This is a genomic window from Dictyoglomus sp., assembly GCF_049968615.1.
Classification (GTDB): domain Bacteria; phylum Dictyoglomota; class Dictyoglomia; order Dictyoglomales; family Dictyoglomaceae; genus Dictyoglomus; species Dictyoglomus turgidum.
Genome location: NZ_JBMFQK010000007.1, coordinates 20398 through 42532, shown reverse-complemented (window position 1 = coordinate 42532; position 22135 = coordinate 20398). Strand labels below are relative to the sequence as shown.

Here is a 22135-nt window from a genome sequence, read left to right as displayed (position 1 = left end):
CTTAGCCTCCCAAGGCTATAGTAATTTCCCCTTCAGCCACTAATTTATCATCTACAAAAGCTTTTGTATCTAATTTGTAAATGTTTCTTAAGGTCTGCTTAATCTTAACTTCAAGGATTAAAACATCTCCGGGAAATACATTTCTCCTAAATTTAAAATTATTAATGCCAGCAAGATAGGCCATAAAACTATTCGGATCTTTGCCCTCACCGTAAGTAAGATAAAGTAAAAGCCCACTTGCCTGTGCTAAAGCCTCTACCATCAAAACCCCTGGCATAACAGGTCTTTGAGGAAAATGTCCTATAAAAAAGTAATCATTATAAGAGACATTCTTTACAGCCTTTAGACTTTCTCCCTCTTTGTATTCTATAACTTTATCTACAAATAAAAATGGAAATCTATGGGGTAAAATACTTAATATGTCAATTTCTCTCAAAGTCCCTTCCCTCCCTCTATTTTATCAGTCAAAATCTCAAGAGCCTTTACATGTAAAGAATGACCTGAACCTATGGAGATAATTTTCATTTTCAAATCTATTCCCAATAGAGAAAAATCTCCAATAATATCTAAAATCTTATGCCTTACAGGTTCGTCCCAAAATCTTGGCGAATTTACATACCATTCTTCACCAATTAATAGAGCACTCTCTAAATCTGCACCTGATATTAATCCTTTTTCAATTAAATCTTTTACCTCGTAATAAAATCCAAAGGTCCTCGCAGGCGCAATCTCAGTAAAATATTTATCTAAAGACTCTAAATAAAATCTTTGCCATTTAATAAACGATTTAGGAAAAGATATGACACATAAAACCTCAAATCTATTTGATGGAAAAAGAAGTAAAAGAGAATTATTACTTCTTACTACAAGATTTTCCTTTAAATAGAAGGTCCTTCTTCTCGTATCCTGTATTTTAATTCCAGCACTTTCTAAAAGCTCGCACCACTTAAGAGCACTTCCATCTAAAATTGGAATTTCTTCTCCTTCTATATAAATAAAAAGATTTGAAATTCCTAAAGCATAAATAGCAGAAAGTAAGTGTTCCACAGTAGATACTGATTTATCCTTATTTTTTAAAATCACTCTTCTTTTTGTATCCGAGACATAGTTATAAAGAGCAGGAATCCTCACTCCTTCCTTTATAAAAACTATTCCTGTATCAGAAGGAGCAGGCACAAAGGTTACCTTGGAAATACCTCCCGTATGGAGTCCCTTTCCCTCAACGGTAAAAGGTTTATCTATTGTTGCCTGTCTTCTTAAGTTTTTTTCAGCTTCTTTATCTCTTCCCATAAATCTGGAAGTTTCTTCAAAATGGCTTGAATTTTCATCTCTTCCCTATGAGGTCTTGCAGGAAATCCTGAAACCACCATATTATCTGGAATATCCTTTGTAACTCCACTCTTTGCCAAGATTACCACATTATTGCCCACCCTTACATGGTCAGAAACCCCACTTTGTCCAGCCATTACCACATTATTACCAAGTTCACTACTTCCTGCAATTCCACTCTGACTTACTATTACACAATTTTCACCAATTTTTACATTATGACCTATCATTATTAAAGATCCTATCTTCGTGCCCTTTCCTATCTTAGTTTCTCCCAAGGTAGCTCTTTCAATAACGGTATTTCCACCTATCTCTACATTATCTTCAATAACTACCTTTCCTATGTGAGTAATTTTGAAATGCTCCTTTCCATTCCAGACATAACCAAACCCATCTACCCCAATACTGCATCCCGAATGGATTATCACATTATTTCCAACTATCACATGATCATAAATAGTGACCCGAGGATATATTATACAGTTTTCTCCAATCTCTATGTTATTTCCTATCACAACTCCTGGAAAAATCTTTGTACCTTTACCTATCTTTACATTGTTTCCTACAACCACATAAGCACCTATACCTATGTCCTCGCCCAATTCTACATTTTTTCCTAAAATGGCAGTGTCATGAACCCCTGATGGATAAATTCTAAAGTCAAAAAATTTCAAAAGCTTTGCCATAGCAAGTCTTGGATTCTCCACCTTTATATGAGTCTTATTAGATTTTCCATCCAAGGGAATCACAAGAGACCTTGCCTTTGTTTTGCTTTCAATCTTATCTATATCCTTACTGTTAAAAACAAAGATAAGATCTTTTTCAGTAGCAATCTCCCATTCTGCTACCTTCTCTATATCCATATCCTCGCCAATCAACTCTCCCTCAATAATCTTAGCAATTTCACTTAAAAGCATATCCTCCACCTTATTTATTCAAATTATTTAAGACCTCCGTTGTAATATCAATACCACCCCAAATTTTTATTCTTTTCTCCAAAACTACCGACAAATTCTTAGCTTTTGCTACTTTCTCAACTTCTTTATAAATCCTTTCCCTTATCCTTATCCTTGCCTCTTCCACAAAATCGCCTAACTTTTTCTCCTCCTTAGCTCTTAACTCATTAATCTGTTTGTCATTCATCCCCTTCTTTTTGTAGTCTTCAACCATTTTTTGAATTAACTCTTGCCTTTTCTTTATCTCATTCTGGACAGTTTTAGTTTCTTTATACTCCAGAAAGACCTTAGAATAATCCAAAACACCAACATTCAATGTTTGAGTAGAAGATATAACATTAAAAGTGAAAATTAAAGCCAAAATTGAAATTAAAAACCATTTAATTCTCATAATTACTTACTACCTGAAAGTATTTTTATAACTTTATCAGTAATATCTACCCCACCCCATATAACTATATCTTGTCCCTGCACTGATTTAGTCAAAACTGCTATGTATCCTTCCTTCTTAGAAAGATCAGCAAAAATTCCATCTAAGGTTTTTCTTAAATTCTCCAAAACCTTTTGTACTGCTTGCTTATAAGGTTCTAACTCTTTATCATATTGGTCTGATAGCTTCTTAATCTCATCCTGAGATTTTCCTGCCTTTTGTGCCTCTGATATCTTATTTAATCTATCCTGATATTCTTGCTGATATTTATTATAAGCACTCATAAAGGGTGGATAGTTCCTAAGAAGCTTATCTTCATCAATATAGGCTATTTTGGGTTGTGGAGTTTGAGCCCCTACTATTTTCAGACCCACAAAAATAAAAGCTACAGAAACTAATAGAACTAAAGCTAAAATTCCATACTTTTTCATTTCTTATACGCCTCCTAAAATTTTATTTTTGTTTCAAGCTTTAAATTTAAAACCCTCACAAAATCACTTTCTAAATTCATAAGATACTCTACAGGTTCGTTTATGCTATACCAACAAAAACCACCTAAGATGTTAAAGTTTAACTCAGAAAAAGAACTCAAACTGCTAAAATTGCTATCACCTCCAATCTTTAAACTCAAATATGTATGATATTCCAAAGGCATTATATATAAAAGCCTTACTCCTAAATATCCGCCATCTGGTAAATCACCAAAGGAGTACCCTATTTCACCTTCAACTCCAATTATCTTCCTATCTAAACCCTCACCTAAGCTTAAATAGTACTTACCCTCAAAAGATAAAATAGAGAAGTTATAAGAAGATCCACCCCCATGAAAATCTAAGCCTAACCTTATATACCTTCCAGATTCAGGTATCCCTTTATAAGTCTTTGTTAAATCTTGAGTAAAATAGATAAACAAAGCCTTATCATTTAAAACAAAGCTCCCTTTATAGCCTAATTCAGCTTCTATGTTATTTGTTTTTGACATCAATCTTTTTAAGGCAATACTGTAGCCCTTATTATTTATGTCTAAATCAAAATAATAACTTTGTAAATTAATTCCATAATCTAAATTCCCTTGAAGGTCAGAAGATAGTGATGTCTCAAGATAGCCAATGCTTCCTAAAAAGTAGCCCATTTTTAGATCAATAGATTTATTGTAGTTATAAGAGAGGGAGACCTCTCGGGGAGATAAGTACACCACGTTAAGATAAAGAACAGTATTCTCATCTTCAATTTTCCACTCAGGTTCAACCTTAATTTTTATATTCTTCTTATAGAAAAAATCATTTAATTCTTCAATCTTCCTCATATCTAAATACTCACCAATTCTTAATTTAAGAAAATTCCTTATTAGAGGTTCTTCCCAATAACCCTTTGCCTTTATCTCAATTCTTCCTATAGGAGGAAGCTCTTTCCAGTTAAAGGTCAGTATGTTATCTTTGAAAGAATATTCAGGACTTTGGGCTAAAACAAAGCCTTTTTTAATATAATATTTTTCAATTTTATCACAATCTTCTTTAGCCTTTTCTTCATTAAAAAATCCCCGTTCCTTACTATAAAGAATACCTTTAATTTCTTCAATAGGAATAAGTTTAGTATCAGGAAATATAATCTTAGATATAACAGGCAATTCTTCTACATGAATCACTAATTCATATCCCACATCTCTCTTAACAAGCTCATAGGTTAAAGCTCTAAAATAACCAGTATTTTTAAGTTTTTGTACTTCTCTCTCAATGTAGTCCTTAGAATAAGAGCTAAAAACCTTTATATTAAGAGTATTTTGTAAGATGTCATATGGAACATTTTTCACTCCATCAAACACTATTCCCTGAATAAGATAATTTTCTTCTCCATACATTACACCCAAAAGTATTATGCTAACTATTAGAAAAGCAATGATCTTTCTCAATTTATACCCCTCCATTCCTTTTTAAAAAATATCACCAAAACTAAAATGCACCCTCCATTTTGTATTAGGATCTGAGGGATCATTTCCAAAGTTATATCCAAAGTCAAATCTTATAGGTATGATAAGAGTATCATACCTTAATCCAAAACCAATACCTGTGTATAATTTAATATCGGAGAAAGAACTCAAATCTTGTCTATACCAAGCATTTCCAGAATCCACAAATAATACACCATATAGATTATTCCCTAATGGAATTCTATATTGTACATTAAGAAGGACATAAGTATCTCCCTTAAAAATATTGTCTGAAAATCCTCTTATGCTTCCCGCACCACCAAGGGTAAAAAGTTCTGTGGATGGGAAATTACCCTCCTCAAAACCAAAACCTATTCTCAAAGACAAAACTTGCCTTTCCTTCTGTTTTGAAATAGAAGTCAAATCTTCCCTGTTTGTTAAGGGAATATGCCATTGAAAGTCTGCATTGTATTTTGTAAAATTAGATTCGCTTCCTCCCCCTGCAAATTCAATATTAAGATACTGCCTTGAGCCCTGCGTAGGATTTACATAGAAATCTCGAGTATCTCTCCATATTCCCACATTAAAGCTTGCCACAGTAGTGGAAGAAGTCATAGTAGCTGACTCTATGGGAATAATATTTTCATACTTAAAACCCAGGCTTATACTCCAGAAATTCTCAAGAGGATAGGAGAAAGAGAAAGCTCCTCCTGCTTTTTCCAAAGTAGAAGTGGAGGATATTGTAGCATCAGTGACCGTTACCTTCCTGTCATAAAGATCCAGTTGAAAAGCATTTCTTCCACCTAAAAACCATGGATCTTTGAAGCTTAATTGATAGTTAATCTTAGCTGAAGAAGTTAGAGAAAGCTGTAAACTCAGCTGTTGAGCCTTTCCAAATAAATTTCCTTCTTTATATTCCACAAACCCGTATAGCCCCACATCAGTAGCATATCCACCACCAAAGTTAAAAGATCCTGAAAGTTTTTCCTTCGCCACATATACCACTTTAACCTTATCTTCTGTGCTTCCTCTGTCGAACCTTACCGAAACATCTTCAAATATCCCCACATTATATATTCTCTGAAGATCAGCTTTTATCTTTTCTATGTTAACAGATTCCCCAACAGATAGTGATATCTCTCTACTTATCACATTTTTATCCGTAGGTCTTCTGAATATGGCAAGAAAACTTAGAGAAGAAGTTTCAGTAGGAGGTATAATTTCCACTTGAATATCCTCTACCTTATAATCTTTAAAATAGAAAATTAACTCTCCCTTCTCATTGAAAATGACATTTTCAATAGAGGCAAAAACATATCCCTTGTTTTGTAATAAAGCCAAAATATTCTGTACATCTTTATCTAAAAATATCTGATTAAAGGGTTGTCCTTCTCTATTTAGTAGAATCTGCTTAATCTCCCTTTCTGATATACCTAAAAGTCCATCGAAGACAATTTTTTTAATCTCTAGATTCTCAGTAAAGATAAAATTAAGAGATATTTTATCGTTTTCTATGTTCTTCTCCACCTTTACTTTGGAAAAGTATCCTACACCTTCAAATTTTGTGATTTGTTCTTCTACCTTATCATCAGAAACAAAATCTCCCTCTTTCAATATAGAATATTTCTTAATTTCTTCCTGAGAAAGAAGTTTCAAACCTGAATATTCAATACTTTTTAAAATAGGATACTCGTTAACTATGAAGGTAAGATATGCATAATTATTAGGAGTTATAATAATCTTCACATCCACAGAAGAAAACCAACCTGTATCTAGCAGTTTTCCTTTTAAATTATTTAAATATTTGTCACTCAAAAATCCCCTACCCCTTTTTGAAATTATCTCCATAACTTTATCTTTTTTAGCATTTATTAATCCTTTAACATCTACTGAAACAACCCATGGATTTTCTGTAACTACAATTTTGACCTCCACAATCTTATCGTTTCTCTTAGAAGTAATTTCAACCCCCTTAAAATACCCTGAGTCTAGCAATTTATTTTTCCATAAACCCATCAGATCTTCAGAATAATAAACCTTATCTTTTAAAAGAATTGAATTTTCCGAAACATCTCCTGATATGAAAAGGATATTCTGAATATCTTTTATGCTAGACTTGTTATTACCCTCTAAGATAACTCTTGAAATAAGAGGATTCTCCTCTAAATCAATTATTAGGCAAAGCTTATTATCTTTCTTATCTATGTTAAATTCCACCTTTGAAAATATGTTTGATTTTAAAAGAACATCTCTTTTAGCCATTAAATCATCTTCTGATATTAAAATTCCCTCTGAAATTCCAATCATAGACAATACATCTTCCCTTTTTAGGCTTTGTATTCCCTTAATTTCTATCCTTTCCAAAATAGGATTTTCTTGAAAGGTAAAAACAACTATTATACTCCCGTCTGATTTCACCTCTTTAACATCTACCTTTGAGAAATATCCCGTGGACATGAATCTTCTTCTTTGTTCCCAAACCAATTCATCAGTGACCCACCCAATAGTAGGTAAAATTATAAGGTTTTGTAGATCTTTAATACTAATCTTTTGCAACCCTTGAAAAGAAACCCCACTAATAAAAATGAGAAAAGGAGATTCTACTACATTTATCTCAAGGATTATTCCATCTTTTCCAGAAATCTTGTTTATCACCACAGAAATAAAATAGGTAGAACTATCAAGTTTTTCTTTTACTTTATCAATTTGCTCATCCCTTATATTCATCCCCTTATTAATACCTGCTATTTTTAATATTTCTTGACTAGAAATCTTTTGATTCCCTTTTATTATAATGTCCGCAATTCTATACTCGCTCTGGGCAAAAGTAGCACAGACTAAAGCAAATATTAAGACAAGAATAAAGATAAATCTTTTATCCAATCCCATCACCTTCCTTTTTTAAAATTGAGTACTATATTCAAAACTAAATGAGAACTCTGTTTTAGGAGAGGTATAGATTTTGAAGTAAAGATTTTCATTAAATCTATATGTTAACTCAGTACTCCATAATTTATCTCCTTCCCAATAATAAACTATACTTAAACTTAAATTACTAAGTAAAGACTTTTCAAAGGAGACACTTTTCCACTTAGGAATTAATCCTTCTAATATATAATCAACTTTTATCCTATCTACATTTAGTGCTTTTTCAAGTTCTCCTAACAAAGGAGAAAGGATATAGCTACTAAAAGCAGAGCTTACCACACCCTCTACACTTTGAGGAATACTTTCAAGAATCGTTGACAATGTCCAACTTTCTTCTCTTGCAATAGGAATGTTCTTCTGTCCTAAAAGTAAAAACAATATTTCCCTCAAAGAAAGAGGAGGTTCAGAACTAAAAACAAAGGAAGAATTTCCCATAAAGCTTATACCTTTTAAAATCACATTATAACCCTGAATTATTCTTGAAGCAAATATCTCCCATATATTTTCATTAAGACTTAAACCCGGAAACTTAATATATCCACTATCTACCAAAAAGTCATTTCCAAGAACATTCAAATTCCCATTCATAAAATCTATTTTACCATCAAGAATAGGAGTATTGATATCACCCTTTACAGAGACACTTCCCAAAAGAGATATATAAATAAGATTAGGCTCAGAAAATACTACATTATCTCCTATCTCTATTTTTACGTCTAATTTTAAAGGAAAATTCATCTTTGTACTTTTAAAATTCATCTTCACATTCTTAAGGAGATAAATATGAGAGTTATTAATTTTAATAATTCCCCTCGCAATATATATATCTTTTTCTTTAATCAATTGGAGATCTCCGTCCACATAACCATTAGCTAAACCAGGAATAGATAAACAAATATTATTAAAGTTACCATAAATATTAAATGAAGGGAAAATTATACCATAAATCTTCATCCTGTTAGAGAAAGTCCTAATCTCAAAGTCCTTCAATTTTAGCTCACCATTTCTATAGTTAAGAGAAAAATTTCCACCGTAAACTCTATCTTTAATATACTTGAACACTAAAGGATTATTCCAGGTTATGTCACTATAAATAGTCAATTCATTAAAATCCCCATTTATATTTAATACTGCCTTTCCATCCCCTAGATTACCTTCTTCAATCAAATCTTTACTAACAAGATCTTCTAAAAATTTTAGATCTAAGAATTTTACCTGTAAATCAAAAGCTTTTAAATCAGAACTTCCACTAAACTCTGCTGGTTTTTCTGAAAGTTTAGAGATATTTCCGTCCAACAAATATTTATTCTCAAGCTTTTTTATATTCAAAGACAAGCCAACTTTTTTAGGAAAATTTTTAATTTCAACTTCTTCTGCACGAAGATTCGCTTCAATTATGTTCCATTTCTCAAGCTTTAAATCTCCATAAATTAAACCTTCAAACTTAGGAATATTTAAAATTTCAAGAACAGAAAGAGAAATTTTCTTCAAATTTATTGTCCCATCTCCATAAAGACTTAAATTACATCCTATCTCTCCATTATCCTTTAGTAATGCATTCCCTATAATAAGCCCCTCAGGGATATTTATCGTCATAATACCAGACTTAAAAAACTCATTACTTTCTTTACTCAAAACAAGTCTTATTTTTTTAAACTCTTTATCCACATCTCCACTAAAACTTAAAGTGAGAACTTTGACAAGAGATCCAGAAAATACACTATTCTTTGGCTTTATAAATAAAGTGAACTTGTTTTCATCTTTAAAATCAAAAGCTCCACGAATAGAAAAATCAAAAACAGAATAAGAAGCATTAAAACTAAAATTCAAATTTTCCTTATAAATACCCCTAAAAGAAACATTGTCAATACTATTTCCCTTAAGATTTATTTTAGGAATATTTCCTTCAAAAGATAAACCTCCCTCCTTAAAGGCTCCAGAAAGAATCTCAATCCTACCGTCAAGATTATTATCAATATTAGATAAATCCAAATTTTCAACATTAAAAACAGCGGTATTTTTGTCAATTTCATAATATCCCTTGAGGCTCCCACCAAATATATTACCCGAAAAATCAAATTTGCTAAAATTTCCTATAAGATTTAACAAACCAATTTCTTTTTCTCCTAATCCTATATGTAAGAGAGAATTAACAGAGACATTTTCTAAAAAAATATCTCCATATATTTTAATGTAAGAAGGAATCTCCAAAGAAAAATTCTTTATATGATTAGGCTCTTTAAAATCCACTCTTCCTTTAATGTTTTCAAAAACTAAACTATTTGCACTCAACTGAGGGATTACAAACACAAAATAATCTTTTTCAATACCAACTCCTCCTGAAAGGCTTAAATTACTAAATTTTAATTCTGAAAAATTAATCTCTCCCCTTTTTCCTAACTCATAGTATCCTTTAATAGAACCCTGAAAAATATTTCCCTCAACTTTTATAAAATTATTTTCTAGTGCCAATCTCATATCCCCCAAATAATACTCGTTAAAATACAAGTCTTTAATAATAATAGTCCTATTTTCCAAAGATATGTCTAAATTACCCTTTACGAAATAGTCTCTAATCTTAGCATCAAAACACCCAGAAAGATTATTATCTAAATTTAACTTTATCAATTTTATTTTTTCACCTAATACCTCAATATTCTCTCCCCAAAAAGTTAAACTCCACTTCTCCCAACTCCCTCCAATACTAATATACATAAAGCGATCCCCTTCAACAAAAAAGACATACCCGTCCAAATTCCCATCGCTTCCAGTTTTTACATTAAAATCTGAAATATTAAACGAGTAACTATTATATTTTAGACTTGAATTTTTAAGATATATTTCCAAGTTCCACGAGGAAGCATCACCATTCAAGCTAAAATAAGGGCTAATCCTAATTTGATCCTGCCAATTAATTCTCCCTCTAACATCAAATCTAAAACCACTAAAATTGAACTTTCCTTTACCCCATAAGATGTTTTCTCCATATTTTCCACTTACTGAAAGGTCTAAGTTATTTATGTCTTTCCCTTTTAGATGAATAGTTATCCTATCAACATTAAAACTATTTACCTTAATATCTTTAAAATAAAAACTCAAAGTATAATTGGGAGAGTGAAAAATATCCCCTGTAATTTTTCCTCTGAAATAAGTACTACTATTTATCTCTGGTATATTTAGTCCTAACAAAGACTTAATATCCTTTAGATTAAAGTTTGAGGAAATTAAGGATATATCCCCATAATTTTTTTTCAGATCATACTTACCGTAGATCCACAATATACCTAAATTAGAAATAATCTTACCATTGAGATTATATATATTAGAGGCTGTAGAAGGTTTAGAAAAAACAAAATTCCCTTTAGCCTTTAAGTCTTTGTAAGAAAAACCTAAAATCTCAACCTTTAACCTTTTTGGAAAAAAAAACTATCACCAAAGGGCAAATTAAAATCTATATCTTCATTTTCAAAATTAAATTCTATGCTCTCAGCAGAATAATCTCCAAGTTTACCATTCTCAATAATACCACTCACTGAAATTTTCCATTTTTTATCCTTCTTAGCTTCTATAGTAACGTCTCCTTTTCCCTCCATCTTAGGAAGATTAAAAATCTCTGCTATTTTCTCTATCTTAACATTATTAGCCTCGAGATTTAAATTGATAAGAGTACTCTTTAGATCAAAGGAAATTTTTCCATTTAAATTACCAAGATCAAGATCTCCTAAAATTTTTGCATTTACTAAAGGCAATTTAGAATCTATATCTATCTTTATATTATTAAAGTCAAAATTATAAATAGACCCTTTTTCCGCAATAATATAACCCTTTATAATAGCATTTTCCCAAGATTCGGAAATAGAAAATTCCCCCTTTGCCTTTCCCCTCAAATTAATGCTACCTTTAAAAAATTCTTTGTCTATTTTCTCCAAATTTAGACTCTCAAAACTTATGTTCATTTCAGGTTTAGGAGTAGCTTTGCCTAAGAACTTTATATCCGCATCCCAAAGATTTCCTCTCCCATCAAGAATATTTATATTTTCCCCATCAATCTTAACTTTTGTACTCACATTTACAAATTTAGGAGTAAGAGAAGCAATTCTACCTTCCACATTAAAAGCATTAATCTCTCCAGATACAACCCAGTCATTCTTATCTCCCTTGGTATTGATCCAGCCCGTAAAGTAACCCTTCTCAATATAAAATATATTGGGTAAAAACACTCCCGCCCATACATCTGCTAAGGCATTTTTAAATTCAAAGGTTAGATTACCCTCCTCTTTTGAAAAGTCATAAGTACCATAACTTTTTATCTCTTGATTATTAATAGAAGTAGACACACTATAGGTAATCATTTGATTCTTCCAATACAAATTACCGTTTACTTTTTGGACTTCTATATCTTTTTCAATCTTTAAGTCCCTAACAACTACTATCCCGTCCTTAATCTTTGCCTTTATTTCTATACTAATATTATTTGCATTATTAGACTTTGAAGTATCAATCCCAGGTATCTGAGGAAAAGTCCATTCTCCCTTTTCATTATGAATAATAATCATTTTAGGCTTAGTAAGTTCAATATTAATGGGAGAAAGTTTTAAAGGATTTTGAAGAGAAATACTTACATTAGAAAAAGTAGCAAAATTTGCTACTTCCAAAGTAGATATTTCCACTTTATTTGGGAAAATATATTTTACATCTTCCGCTTTAGCATATTTTCCGAAATTCTTTTCTAGGATATAAGAAACTAAGGACTTTGCCCACCAAGGAGAAGTGAGAGCCAAAAGTATTACTATGGAAAAAATCACAAGAAAAAGAATTAGAAAACCTTTAATTAGCTTCTTCATAATAAACCCTTTTGATCTTAGCACCCAAATTTGATAACTTATCTTCTAAAGCCACATAACCTCTATCAATGTGTTCTCCCACATCTAATACCTCTGTAGTTCCTTCCGCTACCAAACCAGCAAGAACAAGAGCAGCGCCAGCCCTCAAATCAGTAACCTCCACAGGTGCACCTTTAAGCTTCTCTACACCTTGAATTAAAGCTGTTCTACCATCTATGCTTATCTTGGCGCCAAGGCGCAATAATTCTCCTACATGAAGAAATCTATTCTCAAACACTGTCTCTACAATTAAACTACTTCCTTGAGCAAGACTTAAAAATACCATCATTTGAGGTTGCAAATCAGTAGGAAAGCCGGGATATGGCATAGTAGTCACCTCTATACCTTTCCAATTCTTTGCTGCTTTAATTCTTACTTCCTTATCCTTGATTTGAAAACTTTCCACTCCTGCTTCTTTTAATTTTATAAATAAGCTTTGTAGATGCTCCGGTTCGACATTTTTTATAATCAAATCTTTTCCTAACATTACACCAGCAATAATAAAGGTTCCCGCAGCAATTCTATCGGGTATAACTTTATAGTAATCTACAGGTTTTAAATCTTTCTTTCCCTTTATATAAATAGTAGATGTGCCTAAACCCTCAATTTCTGCTCCCATCATCTTCAAAAAATTTCCCAAATCCACAACCTCAGGTTCACAGGCAGCATTCTCGATAACCGTCTCACCTTCCGCCATAATTGCAGCCATCATTATATTTCTTGTAGCACCTACACTGGGCTTGTCTAAATGAATTTTTGTGCCTTTTAAACCCTTTTTAGCTCTTGCACACACATATCCCTTTTCCACAGTAACTTCCGCACCCAAACTCTCAAAACCCTTAATATGTAGATCTACAGGCCTTAAACCTATTCTACATCCACCAGGATAAGGAATCTCAGCCTCGCCAAAAAGAGCAAGCAGAGGTCCCATCAATTCAAAAGATGCCCTCATTTTAGAGACTAGCTCATAGGGAGCTCTATATCCCTTAGGTTCTCCTTTTATATGTACTTTATCACCCTCTAAGAACTCTACTTCCATACCTAAAACCTTTAAAATCTCTGCCATAGTAATGTTATCTTTAACTGGAGGAACATTATCCAAGATTAGATCTCCCGAATTCAGTACAGAAGCAGCCATTATAGGAAGAGAAGCATTTTTACTTCCCCATATCTCTAACTCTCCTCTAAGTTTATGTCCTCCTTCAATAACAAACTTATCTTTTCTCACATGTAAATCACCTACTATATTATTTTGTGCCAAAAAGTCTATCTCCTGCATCGCCTAACCCCGGTATTATATATCCATGATCATTTAATTTTTCATCTATAGCAGCAGTATATATATCCACATCAGGATGACTATTTTTCAAAGCCTCTATCCCCTCAGGAGCACTTATAATACAAACAAACTTAATGTTTTTAACTCCCTTTGTCTTTAAAATTGAAATAGCTGCAATGGCAGAACCACCCGTTGCAAGCATGGGATCTACGACTACAACTTCTCTTTTATCTATATCCTCTGGAAGTTTTGTATAGTATTGAACAGGTTTAAGAGTATTAGGATCTCTATAGAGACCAATATGACCTACTTTTGCCGAGGGAAGAATCCGCAACATACCTTCGGCCATGACAAGACCAGCCCTTAAAATTGGAACTATAGCCAAATCCTTATTATTAAGAACTTTACCTTTTGCTATACCTAATGGAGTTTCAACTTCCACCTCTTTTGTGGGTAAATTTCTTGTAACCTCATATAACATAAGGCTTGAGATCTCAGAAAGAAGTTCTCTGAATTCCTTAGGTTCTGTACTTTTATCTCTTAGTTTTGTTAATTTGTGTTGTACTAATGGATGATCTACCACTATAACCATTTTTAATTCTCCTTTCTATAAATTGGAAATTGCTTACAAAGTTCTTCTACCTCTTTTTTAACCTTCTCTTTCACCCTCTCATCCTTAAAGTTAGAGAGAACCTCATGAATCAATCTCGCTATATACCTCATCTCGTCTTCCTTCATACCCCGAGTAGTTAAAGCAGGAGTTCCTATTCTAATCCCACTGGTTATTGTAGGAGGTTGAGGATCAAAAGGAATAGCATTTTTATTTACCGTAATACCTGCCTCCTCAAGAGCCTTTTCTGCTTCTTTTCCAGTTATTCCCTTATCTCTAAGGTCCACTAACATTAAATGATTATCTGTTCCTCCACTAACAAGCCTATATCCAAGTTTTATAAGTTCCTCCGCCATAGCCTTCGCATTTAAAACTATCTGCTTTTGATATTCCTTAAATTCAGGACTCATTGCCTCTTTAAAAGCCACAGCCTTAGCAGCTATTACATGCATCAAAGGTCCACCTTGAATACCCGGAAATACAGCCTTATCAATTTCCTTAGCAAATTCCTTTTTACACAGAATAAATCCACCTCTTGGACCCCTCAAGGTTTTATGAGTGGTGCTTGTAACGAAATGTGCGTATGGAACAGGAGAAGGATGTAGTCCTGCAGCAACAAGTCCAGCTATATGAGCCATATCTACCATGAAATATGCTCCCACGTCTTCTGCTATTTGAGCAAATTTTTCAAAATCTATAATCCTAGGATAAGCACTTGCACCAGCTACTATCAACTTAGGCTTCAGTTCTTTAGCTAAATTCCAAACCGAATCGTAATTTATCATTTCTGTATTTTTATCTACTCCATAGAAATAAAAATTATATAACTTTCCAGAAAAATTAACAGGACTTCCATGAGTTAAGTGCCCTCCATGAGCTAAATTCATTCCTAAGACTCTATCCCCAGGATTGAGAACTACAAAATAAACAGCCATATTAGCTTGACTACCAGAGTGAGGTTGGACATTAGCATGTTCAGCTCCATATATAGCTTTTACCCTCTCTCTTGCTATATCTTCTACTTTATCCACATAGAGACATCCACCATAATACCTTTTTCCAGGGTATCCCTCAGCATATTTATTAGTCAAAACCGAACCCTGAGCCTCTAAGACCGCCCTACTCACAAAATTTTCAGAAGCAATAAGTTCTAAATGATACTCTTCCCTGTACTCCTCGCTTTTAATAGCCTCATAAATTTCAGGATCAACCTCTGGTAAATACCTCACAGCTCATCCTCCTCAATCATTGAGATTTTATCTATCCTTACCTTATGTCTGCCTCCAGTAAACTCAGTATTTAACCATACTCTTACTATCTCCTTTGCCAAGTCAAAACCAAGAATTCTACCTCCTAAAGTTAGTATATTGGCATCATTATGCTCTCTACTTAATTTTGCCTCATAAGGATCTCTACATAATGCAGCTCTTATTCCTTTCACTTTGTTTGCCACAATACTCATACCTATTCCTGTCCCACAAATCAAAATCCCCTTTTCAAAACCACCTTTTGCTACTGCTCTCGCAACAATGATTCCATAATCTGGATAATCTACCCTTTCAGGAGAATAAGTTCCAAAATCATGGTAAGATATATTCCACTCCTCAAGCCAACGTTTTAACTCCTCTTTTAACATATAGCCTGCATGATCTGCTCCTATAGCAATCTTCATATCTCTACCCTCTCTTTTAAATTTTCAATAATTTTTATTATTTCTTTTTCTATCTTATCACGAACCTCTCTATATTTTTCAATATCTAAGCCAAAAGGATCCTCAATATCCTCTTCCCCAAGAGTCAAGATTTTATTTTTAAAATTAGGATACATCTCTTTCAAAATAAATAACTGATCCTTAGTCATGGTGTAGACTATCGATGCTTCTTTAACCAAGTCAATAGTTAATCTTTTAGATCTGTGAGAAGAAATATCTATACCTTTCTCCAACATCACCTTTACCGAAAACTGAGAAGGCTCTCTACCTTCAAAAGCAAAAATACCTGCAGAGGTTACTTCTATATTGTAAACATTCATTTTTTCCATTATATCTTTAAATAGATATTCTGCCATAGGACTTCTACAGGTATTTCCAGTACATACAAATACAATCTTCATGCCTATTTTTCCCCTGCAGCTCTTCTTAATCTATCCATTACTGCAAGTCCAAGTCCTTCTTCAGGAAAAGACTCAGAAATTATTATATCTACTTCTTTCTCTAATTTACGTAAATAAAAAAATAAATTTAAAGCAATCTCTGTCAAATTTTTTCTACTTCCTATAACATATTTCTTGATCTTATCAGAATAAAGGTTTTCGTTCTCCTTAGAGACCAAAACACCCACTTTTTTTCCTTCCTTTAACCAGTCATTTATTTTATTTTGCCATATTTCATTAAACTCTTCAACAATATACAAGGGAACTTTTGGAGCATAATGTCTATACTTCAAACCAGGAGATGGAACATCTTCTTTTGATTTCTCTTTATTCCAAACCATCACTTTTTTACCAATTACTCTTTCAATTTCTTCTTTGGGACATGCTCCTGGCCTGTAAATAATAGGAGTATCAGTAGTTATGTCGAGTACAGTAGACTCAACTCCAAAATTCACATCACCCCCATCAATAATTATGTCAATTTTATCCTCTAAATCCTCAATGACATGTTCAGCTTTTGTAGGGCTTGGTCTTCCAGAAACATTAGCTGAAGGAGCTGCAATAGGTTTACCAAAAACTTCAAGAAGCTTAAGAGCTACTTTATTCATAGGTTGTCTTATACCAACCTTAGGGCTTCCAGCAGTAACAACATCATCTACAAGATTAGATTTATAAAATATGAGTGTTAAAGGACCAGGCCAAAATTCCTCCATAAGCTTCTCCGCTATAGAAGGAACATTCTCAGTAAGACTATAAACTTGCTCCTTTTTACCCACATGAACAATAATAGGATTATCTGGAGGTCTTCCTTTTGCTATAAAAATTTTCTTAACCGCCTCTGGATTCAGAGCGTCTGCTCCAAGTCCATAAACTGTTTCTGTAGGAAAAGCTACAAGTCCTCCTTTCTCAAGTACCTGAGCAGCTTTTTTTAACACCTCTATATCTGGATTTTCTTTATCCACCTTATATATTAATGCCATATAACTTTTATAACCCTCTCATGTCCTAAGTAATCTCTAAAAGATTCTATTATTACACTATCAAAAAAATTTTTGAGAATGTTTAAAACTTTATGATATATATAAGGAGATATCTCTAAAATAGCAGTAAAGTTTTTACCTCTTTTTTTCAAAAGAGTAAAAAGTTTCCTATAAAACTCACATCCGTCCCAGCCTCCATAAAGAGCCTTCCAGGGTTCTTTCTTGACCTCTTTTTGTAAAAAAGGAAATTCCCAAGAGGCTATATAAGGAGGATTACTAATTATGAGTTCAAAATCAACGTTTCTATGAACCATTGGATAAAGAAGGAAACCAAAAAAGAATTCAATTTTATCTGAGACTTTATGCTTTTTAGCATTAAATCTTGCCACTTTTATTGCTTCTGGAGAAATATCACAAGCGTATATTTTAATATCCTTAAACTCCTTAGCAAGGGTTATAGAAATATTTCCACTACCAACTCCTATCTCTACTATCTTCTTATATCCTTCTTTTAAAATAGTATCCTTTGCCACCTCAATTAGTATCTCCGTTTCACTTCTTGGAATAAGGACTCCTCTTTCAACAAAAAGTTCAATGTCATAAAACTGCTTCTTTTCAATTATATAATTTAAAGGAATTCCCTTCTTTCTTAAATCTAAAAGCTTCTTAAGCTTTTCTACTTCTTCGTCAGTTAAAAAATCAATAGTATATATAAAGGCTCTATCCTTATTTAATACAAAAGCTACTAATAACTCAGCTTCTAACCATGCTGATTCAGGATTAATTTCTTTAATCTTATTATTCAACCATACAAGAACTTCTCTAAGAGGTTGCGCCAACTTCTTCAAAGAGTTTCTTAATTTGCTCTTCTTTCTCAGCAAGAATCAACCTATCAATAAACTCATCTAATTCTCCTGATAAAACTTCTTCTAACTGGAAAGAGGAGTAATTTATTCTATGATCTGTAACTCTTCTTTGTGGAAAATTATAAGTTCTAATTTTTTCACTTCTCTCCCCTGTTCCAACCTGCTGTCTTCTCTGAGAAGCTATCTCATTTTCTTTTTCCCTTTGATAATATTCATAAAGTCTTGCCCTCAAAACCTTCATTGCCTTCTCCCTATTTTGATGCTGTGATCTCTCATCTTGACATTGAACTACAATACCCGAAGGAATATGGGTAATTCTTACACCTGACTCAGTCTTATTAACGTGCTGACCACCAGCCCCACCAGATCTAAAGGTTTCTATCCTCAGATCTTTTGGATCAATCTCAACCTCTATCTCTTCCATTTCAGGAAGTACAGCTACTGTAGCAGTAGAGGTATGAATTCTCCCGCTTGACTCCGTTATTGGTACTCTTTGAACCCTATGTACTCCACTCTCAAATTTTAATCTACTATATGCTCCTTTTCCTTCTACTATAAATATTATTTCTTTAAAACCACCCAGTCCTGTAGGATTAGAGCTTACAATTTCAACTTTCCAACCCTTCTTTTGAGCATATCCCAAATACATTCTAAAAAGATCAGCAGCAAATAATGCAGCCTCCTCTCCTCCGGTTCCTGCTCTTATTTCCATAATGATGTTTTTCTCGTCGTTAGGATCCTTAGGTAAAAGAAGGGCTTTCAACTCAAATTCAACTTTTTCAAGTTTTTCCTGAATATCTTCTAATTCTGTCTCTGCAAGAGAACGCAAATCTTCATCTTGTTCCTCTTTAACCATTTCCTCAAGATCTTCTTTTTCTTTTAGTAACCTCTTATATTCTCTAAATTTGTCAACAATCTCTTCTATCTTTGCTCTTTCCTTTAATAAAGATTGATATTTATTAAAATCAGAGATAACATCCTCTTTAGCAAGAAGACCTTCTATCTCTTCAAATCTTTTTTCTATCTCTTCCAATTTATCAATGACTAACTTCTGAAGCATAGTCCTCCTTTGTCACCTCCTTTAAGGCAACAATAGCTGTCTCAAGTTGAGAATCATCAGGCTCTTTCGTAGTAAAATACTGCATCCATAATCCGGGAGTAAGAACTATTTTCCAAAACCATGAATCGGTATGTTGAGAACCTAATCTTATTATCTCATAAGATAGGCTAAAAATTACAGGAATCAATAGTATTCGGGAAATAATTCGAAGTAAAAAAGTTTGCTGTCCTAAAAAGGCGAAAATAACTATACTTACAATCATTACCACAAGCAAAAAAGAAGTACCACATCTTGGATGAAAACGAGAGTATTTTCTACAGTTCTCAACAGTCAACTCCTCTCCCGCCTCATAACAGAAAACAGTCTTATGTTCTGCACCGTGATATTGAAATACTCTATAGATTTCTTTAATTTTCGTTATACTGAACAAATAAAACACAAAAATGACAAGTCTGACTATTCCTTCTAGAAGCCTTATAATTATTTGAGATGATATATGTTTTTCGATGGGCTTCACCACTAATAAAGGTAAAACAATAAAAAGAATTACAAAAAAGACAAATCCAAGAAGCAATGCTAAACCAATCTCCCAATTACTATCAATCTTTTCATCCTCTTTAAAGGCTACCTGTGTTGAGTAGTTTAATGCCTTAATACCCCAAAAAAGAGAATCCATCAATATCATTAACCCTCTTAAAAAGGGAATTTGAGTCCACTTTTTAAAATAAGGCTGAAGCCTTTCCTTTTTGACCACAATTTGCCCATCAGGGTCTCTCACAGCAACTGCTATATCTATTCCTTTCCTCATCATTACCCCTTCATATACCGCTTGTCCACCAACTAAATCTTTCTTATTTTTCATCTTCCTCTCTCCTTAATACTACATGGCAATGTCTACACCTTGCCTCATAAGTTTCAAAAGCCCCTACAAGTATTATAGGATCATCATAATAAGCTGGTTTACCATCTATTATTCTTTGAGTTCTACTTGCCACATTTCCACACTTCATACATATGGCATGTAGCTTATCCACATACTCTGCTACCGCCATTAAATAGGGCATTGGACCAAAAGGTTCCCCTCTAAAATCCTGATCAAGCCCAGCCACAATAACCCTCTTGCCTCTATCTGCAAGTCTCTGACAAACCTTTACAAGCCCCATATCAAAAAACTGTCCTTCTTCTATGGCCACCACTTGAGTATCATCCTTTACTAATCTCTCAATATCAGCGCTACTACTCACAGGAATTGCCTCGATCTTTAGTCCTGTATGAGAAGCTACATAATCTTTATCATATCTTATATCTAAACTATGTTTAAAAACCTGAACCTTCTGCTTAGCTATCTGAGCTCTTCTTACTCTCCTTATCAATTCTTCACTCTTGCCACTGTACATTCCTCCACATATTACCTCTATCCATCCCGATGCTCCACTAACAATCTCCATTTTTCTCACCTTCTCTCTGGAACACAAGTCTTCCCTTCTGGACATGGACCTCTAAAACATGGAGGACCAGCATCAGAAAAAATTGTAGGTGCCACATTTCTCACCAATTCAAGCATCTTCCATGCAAGTTCCCTTATCTCCCATTGAGCAGAATTACAAGTTCTCAAAGTGAAAAAGTGCATCAATTCTCTTGCATTCATAGTAACTATTATTTTGGACTCTATAGCTTGTGGTAAAAGATACCTTGCATCCTCCTTAGGAACCCCTAGCTTTACCAACTCCTCATATGCATCAAAAGCTCTTTCAATTAGATCTCTGTATACATTTAGCCTTTGTTCTTCCTTCTTTATGGTTTCAGGAATAACATACTCATCCTTTATCTTTACATACCTTTGACTCTGCTGAGAATAAGAAGCAATTCTATGCCTTACTAATTGGTGAGTGGTCACCCTTGAAACTCCTTCGATATAAAAAGTAAAAGAGGCGTGTTCAAATATAGACATATGTTGGAGTTTTTTAGCCTTATTAAGCAAACGAACAATTTCTTCTGGAGTTAGCTTTTCTTCTAACTCCTCAATACTTCCTTGATAATGACAAAGACGCATTGCCAGAGCACATACTTTTTCTGGCTCTGGCGTATAAGAAATTAATTTAACCTTCAATTTTACTTAATTTCCCAATTATATTTTTTAGTAAATCTTTCTACTCTTCCCTCGGTATCTACGAACTTTCTTTGGCCTGTAAAGAATGGATGACATTTTGAGCAGATTTCTACAGTCATATACTCTTTTGTAGATAAAGTCTCATAAACCGCGCCACACGCACAAACAATTTTTGCTTTCTTTAACTCAGGATGAATTCCTTTCTTCATATTTTTAACCTCTCCTTTCTACATATTTATACCTTGTGAATTATACCATAAAAAAAATTATGAGGCAGAAGGAGAAATTCCCTTCTGCCTCCTGATCCTTTCTTTTCTGACTCAATAGAATTTAGCGGGGCTCTACAATGAAACGGATGGCTGTTCTTTCTTCTCCATCAATCTGTACATCAGTAAATGCTGGAATACAAATCAAGTCAATACCACTTGGAGCTACATATCCTCTTGTGATAGCTATTGCTTTAACAGCTTGGTTTACAGCTCCAGCCCCTATTACTTGAATTTCTGCGCGACCTTTCTCACGAATTACACCAGCTAATGCACCTGCCACTGCATTGGGATTAGATTTAGCTGAAACTTTTAATACCTCTACCATAAACCTACCTCCTTTATATGTTCTTCCCATGG

At 33.4% G+C, this 22135-nt stretch carries 22 protein-coding genes; all 22 read right to left on the bottom strand.

All coding sequences use genetic code 11. The features are described 5' to 3' along the window. Window position 1: 1 nt before the first annotated feature. The 22 genes from fabZ to ACP5QL_RS06170 all read right to left on the bottom strand — a co-directional run bounded on the left by fabZ (window position 2) and on the right by ACP5QL_RS06170 (window position 22103). Entirely contained in the window at window positions 2-436 is a 435-nt protein-coding gene (fabZ, locus tag ACP5QL_RS06275; protein WP_012583186.1) for a 3-hydroxyacyl-ACP dehydratase FabZ, read from the bottom strand. Then, entirely contained in the window at window positions 433-1290 is an 858-nt protein-coding gene (lpxC, locus tag ACP5QL_RS06270) for a UDP-3-O-acyl-N-acetylglucosamine deacetylase (protein WP_012583185.1), read from the bottom strand. Before lpxC ends, fabZ begins: the two co-directional genes overlap by 4 nt. Next, entirely contained in the window at window positions 1257-2246 is a 990-nt protein-coding gene (lpxD, locus tag ACP5QL_RS06265) for a UDP-3-O-(3-hydroxymyristoyl)glucosamine N-acyltransferase (protein WP_428126145.1), read from the bottom strand. Before lpxD ends, lpxC begins: the two co-directional genes overlap by 34 nt. A gap of 10 nt (window positions 2247-2256) precedes the next feature. Continuing rightward, entirely contained in the window at window positions 2257-2676 is a 420-nt protein-coding gene (locus ACP5QL_RS06260; RefSeq protein WP_012583183.1) for an OmpH family outer membrane protein, read from the bottom strand. Window positions 2677-2678: 2 nt separating this feature from the next. Continuing rightward, window positions 2679-3146 carry an OmpH family outer membrane protein gene (locus tag ACP5QL_RS06255; protein ID WP_012583182.1) on the bottom strand — a complete coding sequence of 156 codons (468 nt, stop codon included), beginning with the start codon at window positions 3144-3146 and terminating at the stop codon, window positions 2679-2681. Window positions 3147-3160: 14 nt separating this feature from the next. Continuing rightward, a complete protein-coding gene (locus ACP5QL_RS06250) occupies window positions 3161-4624 on the bottom strand; it encodes a POTRA domain-containing protein (protein WP_428126141.1) in 1464 nt (487 codons plus the stop codon). Window positions 4625-4645: 21 nt separating this feature from the next. Then, the gene (locus ACP5QL_RS06245) at window positions 4646-7531 is read right to left on the bottom strand and encodes a POTRA domain-containing protein (protein WP_428126138.1); all 2886 of its coding nucleotides are present in this window, start codon (window positions 7529-7531) and stop codon (window positions 4646-4648) included. 12 nt (window positions 7532-7543) lie between these two features. Continuing rightward, window positions 7544-10849, bottom strand: coding sequence for a translocation/assembly module TamB domain-containing protein (locus tag ACP5QL_RS06240; protein ID WP_428126136.1), 3306 nt, complete (start codon window positions 10847-10849; stop codon window positions 7544-7546). 125 nt (window positions 10850-10974) lie between these two features. Beyond that, window positions 10975-12414 (bottom strand): hypothetical protein, encoded by a 1440-nt coding sequence (locus tag ACP5QL_RS06235; protein WP_273334341.1) that lies wholly within the window; start codon window positions 12412-12414, stop codon window positions 10975-10977. Then, window positions 12398-13714: a UDP-N-acetylglucosamine 1-carboxyvinyltransferase gene (gene murA / locus ACP5QL_RS06230; RefSeq protein ID WP_428126133.1), complete on the bottom strand. Its 1317-nt coding sequence runs from the start codon at window positions 13712-13714 to the stop codon at window positions 12398-12400. The genes ACP5QL_RS06235 and murA overlap by 17 nt, the downstream gene beginning before the upstream one ends. Beyond that, entirely contained in the window at window positions 13701-14324 is a 624-nt protein-coding gene (gene upp / locus ACP5QL_RS06225; RefSeq protein ID WP_012583176.1) for a uracil phosphoribosyltransferase, read from the bottom strand. Before upp ends, murA begins: the two co-directional genes overlap by 14 nt. A gap of 2 nt (window positions 14325-14326) precedes the next feature. Further along, on the bottom strand, window positions 14327-15571 hold the full coding sequence (gene glyA / locus ACP5QL_RS06220; RefSeq protein ID WP_012583175.1) for a serine hydroxymethyltransferase: 1245 nt from the start codon (window positions 15569-15571) through the stop codon (window positions 14327-14329). After that, a complete protein-coding gene (gene rpiB, locus ACP5QL_RS06215; RefSeq protein ID WP_012583174.1) occupies window positions 15568-16014 on the bottom strand; it encodes a ribose 5-phosphate isomerase B in 447 nt (148 codons plus the stop codon). Before rpiB ends, glyA begins: the two co-directional genes overlap by 4 nt. Further along, on the bottom strand, window positions 16011-16454 hold the full coding sequence (locus ACP5QL_RS06210; protein WP_012583173.1) for a low molecular weight protein arginine phosphatase: 444 nt from the start codon (window positions 16452-16454) through the stop codon (window positions 16011-16013). The genes rpiB and ACP5QL_RS06210 overlap by 4 nt, the downstream gene beginning before the upstream one ends. A gap of 2 nt (window positions 16455-16456) precedes the next feature. Next, window positions 16457-17473: an L-threonylcarbamoyladenylate synthase gene (locus ACP5QL_RS06205; RefSeq protein ID WP_012583172.1), complete on the bottom strand. Its 1017-nt coding sequence runs from the start codon at window positions 17471-17473 to the stop codon at window positions 16457-16459. Next, the gene (gene prmC, locus ACP5QL_RS06200; protein ID WP_242603748.1) at window positions 17464-18321 is read right to left on the bottom strand and encodes a peptide chain release factor N(5)-glutamine methyltransferase; all 858 of its coding nucleotides are present in this window, start codon (window positions 18319-18321) and stop codon (window positions 17464-17466) included. Before prmC ends, ACP5QL_RS06205 begins: the two co-directional genes overlap by 10 nt. Next, window positions 18296-19399: a peptide chain release factor 1 gene (gene prfA, locus ACP5QL_RS06195; protein WP_012583170.1), complete on the bottom strand. Its 1104-nt coding sequence runs from the start codon at window positions 19397-19399 to the stop codon at window positions 18296-18298. Before prfA ends, prmC begins: the two co-directional genes overlap by 26 nt. After that, a complete protein-coding gene (locus ACP5QL_RS06190; protein ID WP_273334349.1) occupies window positions 19377-20261 on the bottom strand; it encodes a DUF1385 domain-containing protein in 885 nt (294 codons plus the stop codon). Before ACP5QL_RS06190 ends, prfA begins: the two co-directional genes overlap by 23 nt. Continuing rightward, complete coding sequence (locus ACP5QL_RS06185) at window positions 20251-20847, bottom strand: thymidine kinase (protein WP_012583168.1); 597 nt, start codon at window positions 20845-20847, stop codon at window positions 20251-20253. Before ACP5QL_RS06185 ends, ACP5QL_RS06190 begins: the two co-directional genes overlap by 11 nt. 5 nt (window positions 20848-20852) lie before the next feature. Further along, entirely contained in the window at window positions 20853-21509 is a 657-nt protein-coding gene (thyX, locus tag ACP5QL_RS06180; protein ID WP_012583167.1) for an FAD-dependent thymidylate synthase, read from the bottom strand. A gap of 2 nt (window positions 21510-21511) precedes the next feature. Further along, a complete protein-coding gene (gene rpmE, locus ACP5QL_RS06175; RefSeq protein ID WP_012583166.1) occupies window positions 21512-21718 on the bottom strand; it encodes a 50S ribosomal protein L31 in 207 nt (68 codons plus the stop codon). A 121-nt stretch (window positions 21719-21839) separates the two neighbouring features. Continuing rightward, on the bottom strand, window positions 21840-22103 hold the full coding sequence (locus ACP5QL_RS06170) for a stage V sporulation protein S (RefSeq protein ID WP_012548757.1): 264 nt from the start codon (window positions 22101-22103) through the stop codon (window positions 21840-21842). Window positions 22104-22135 lie beyond the last annotated feature (32 nt).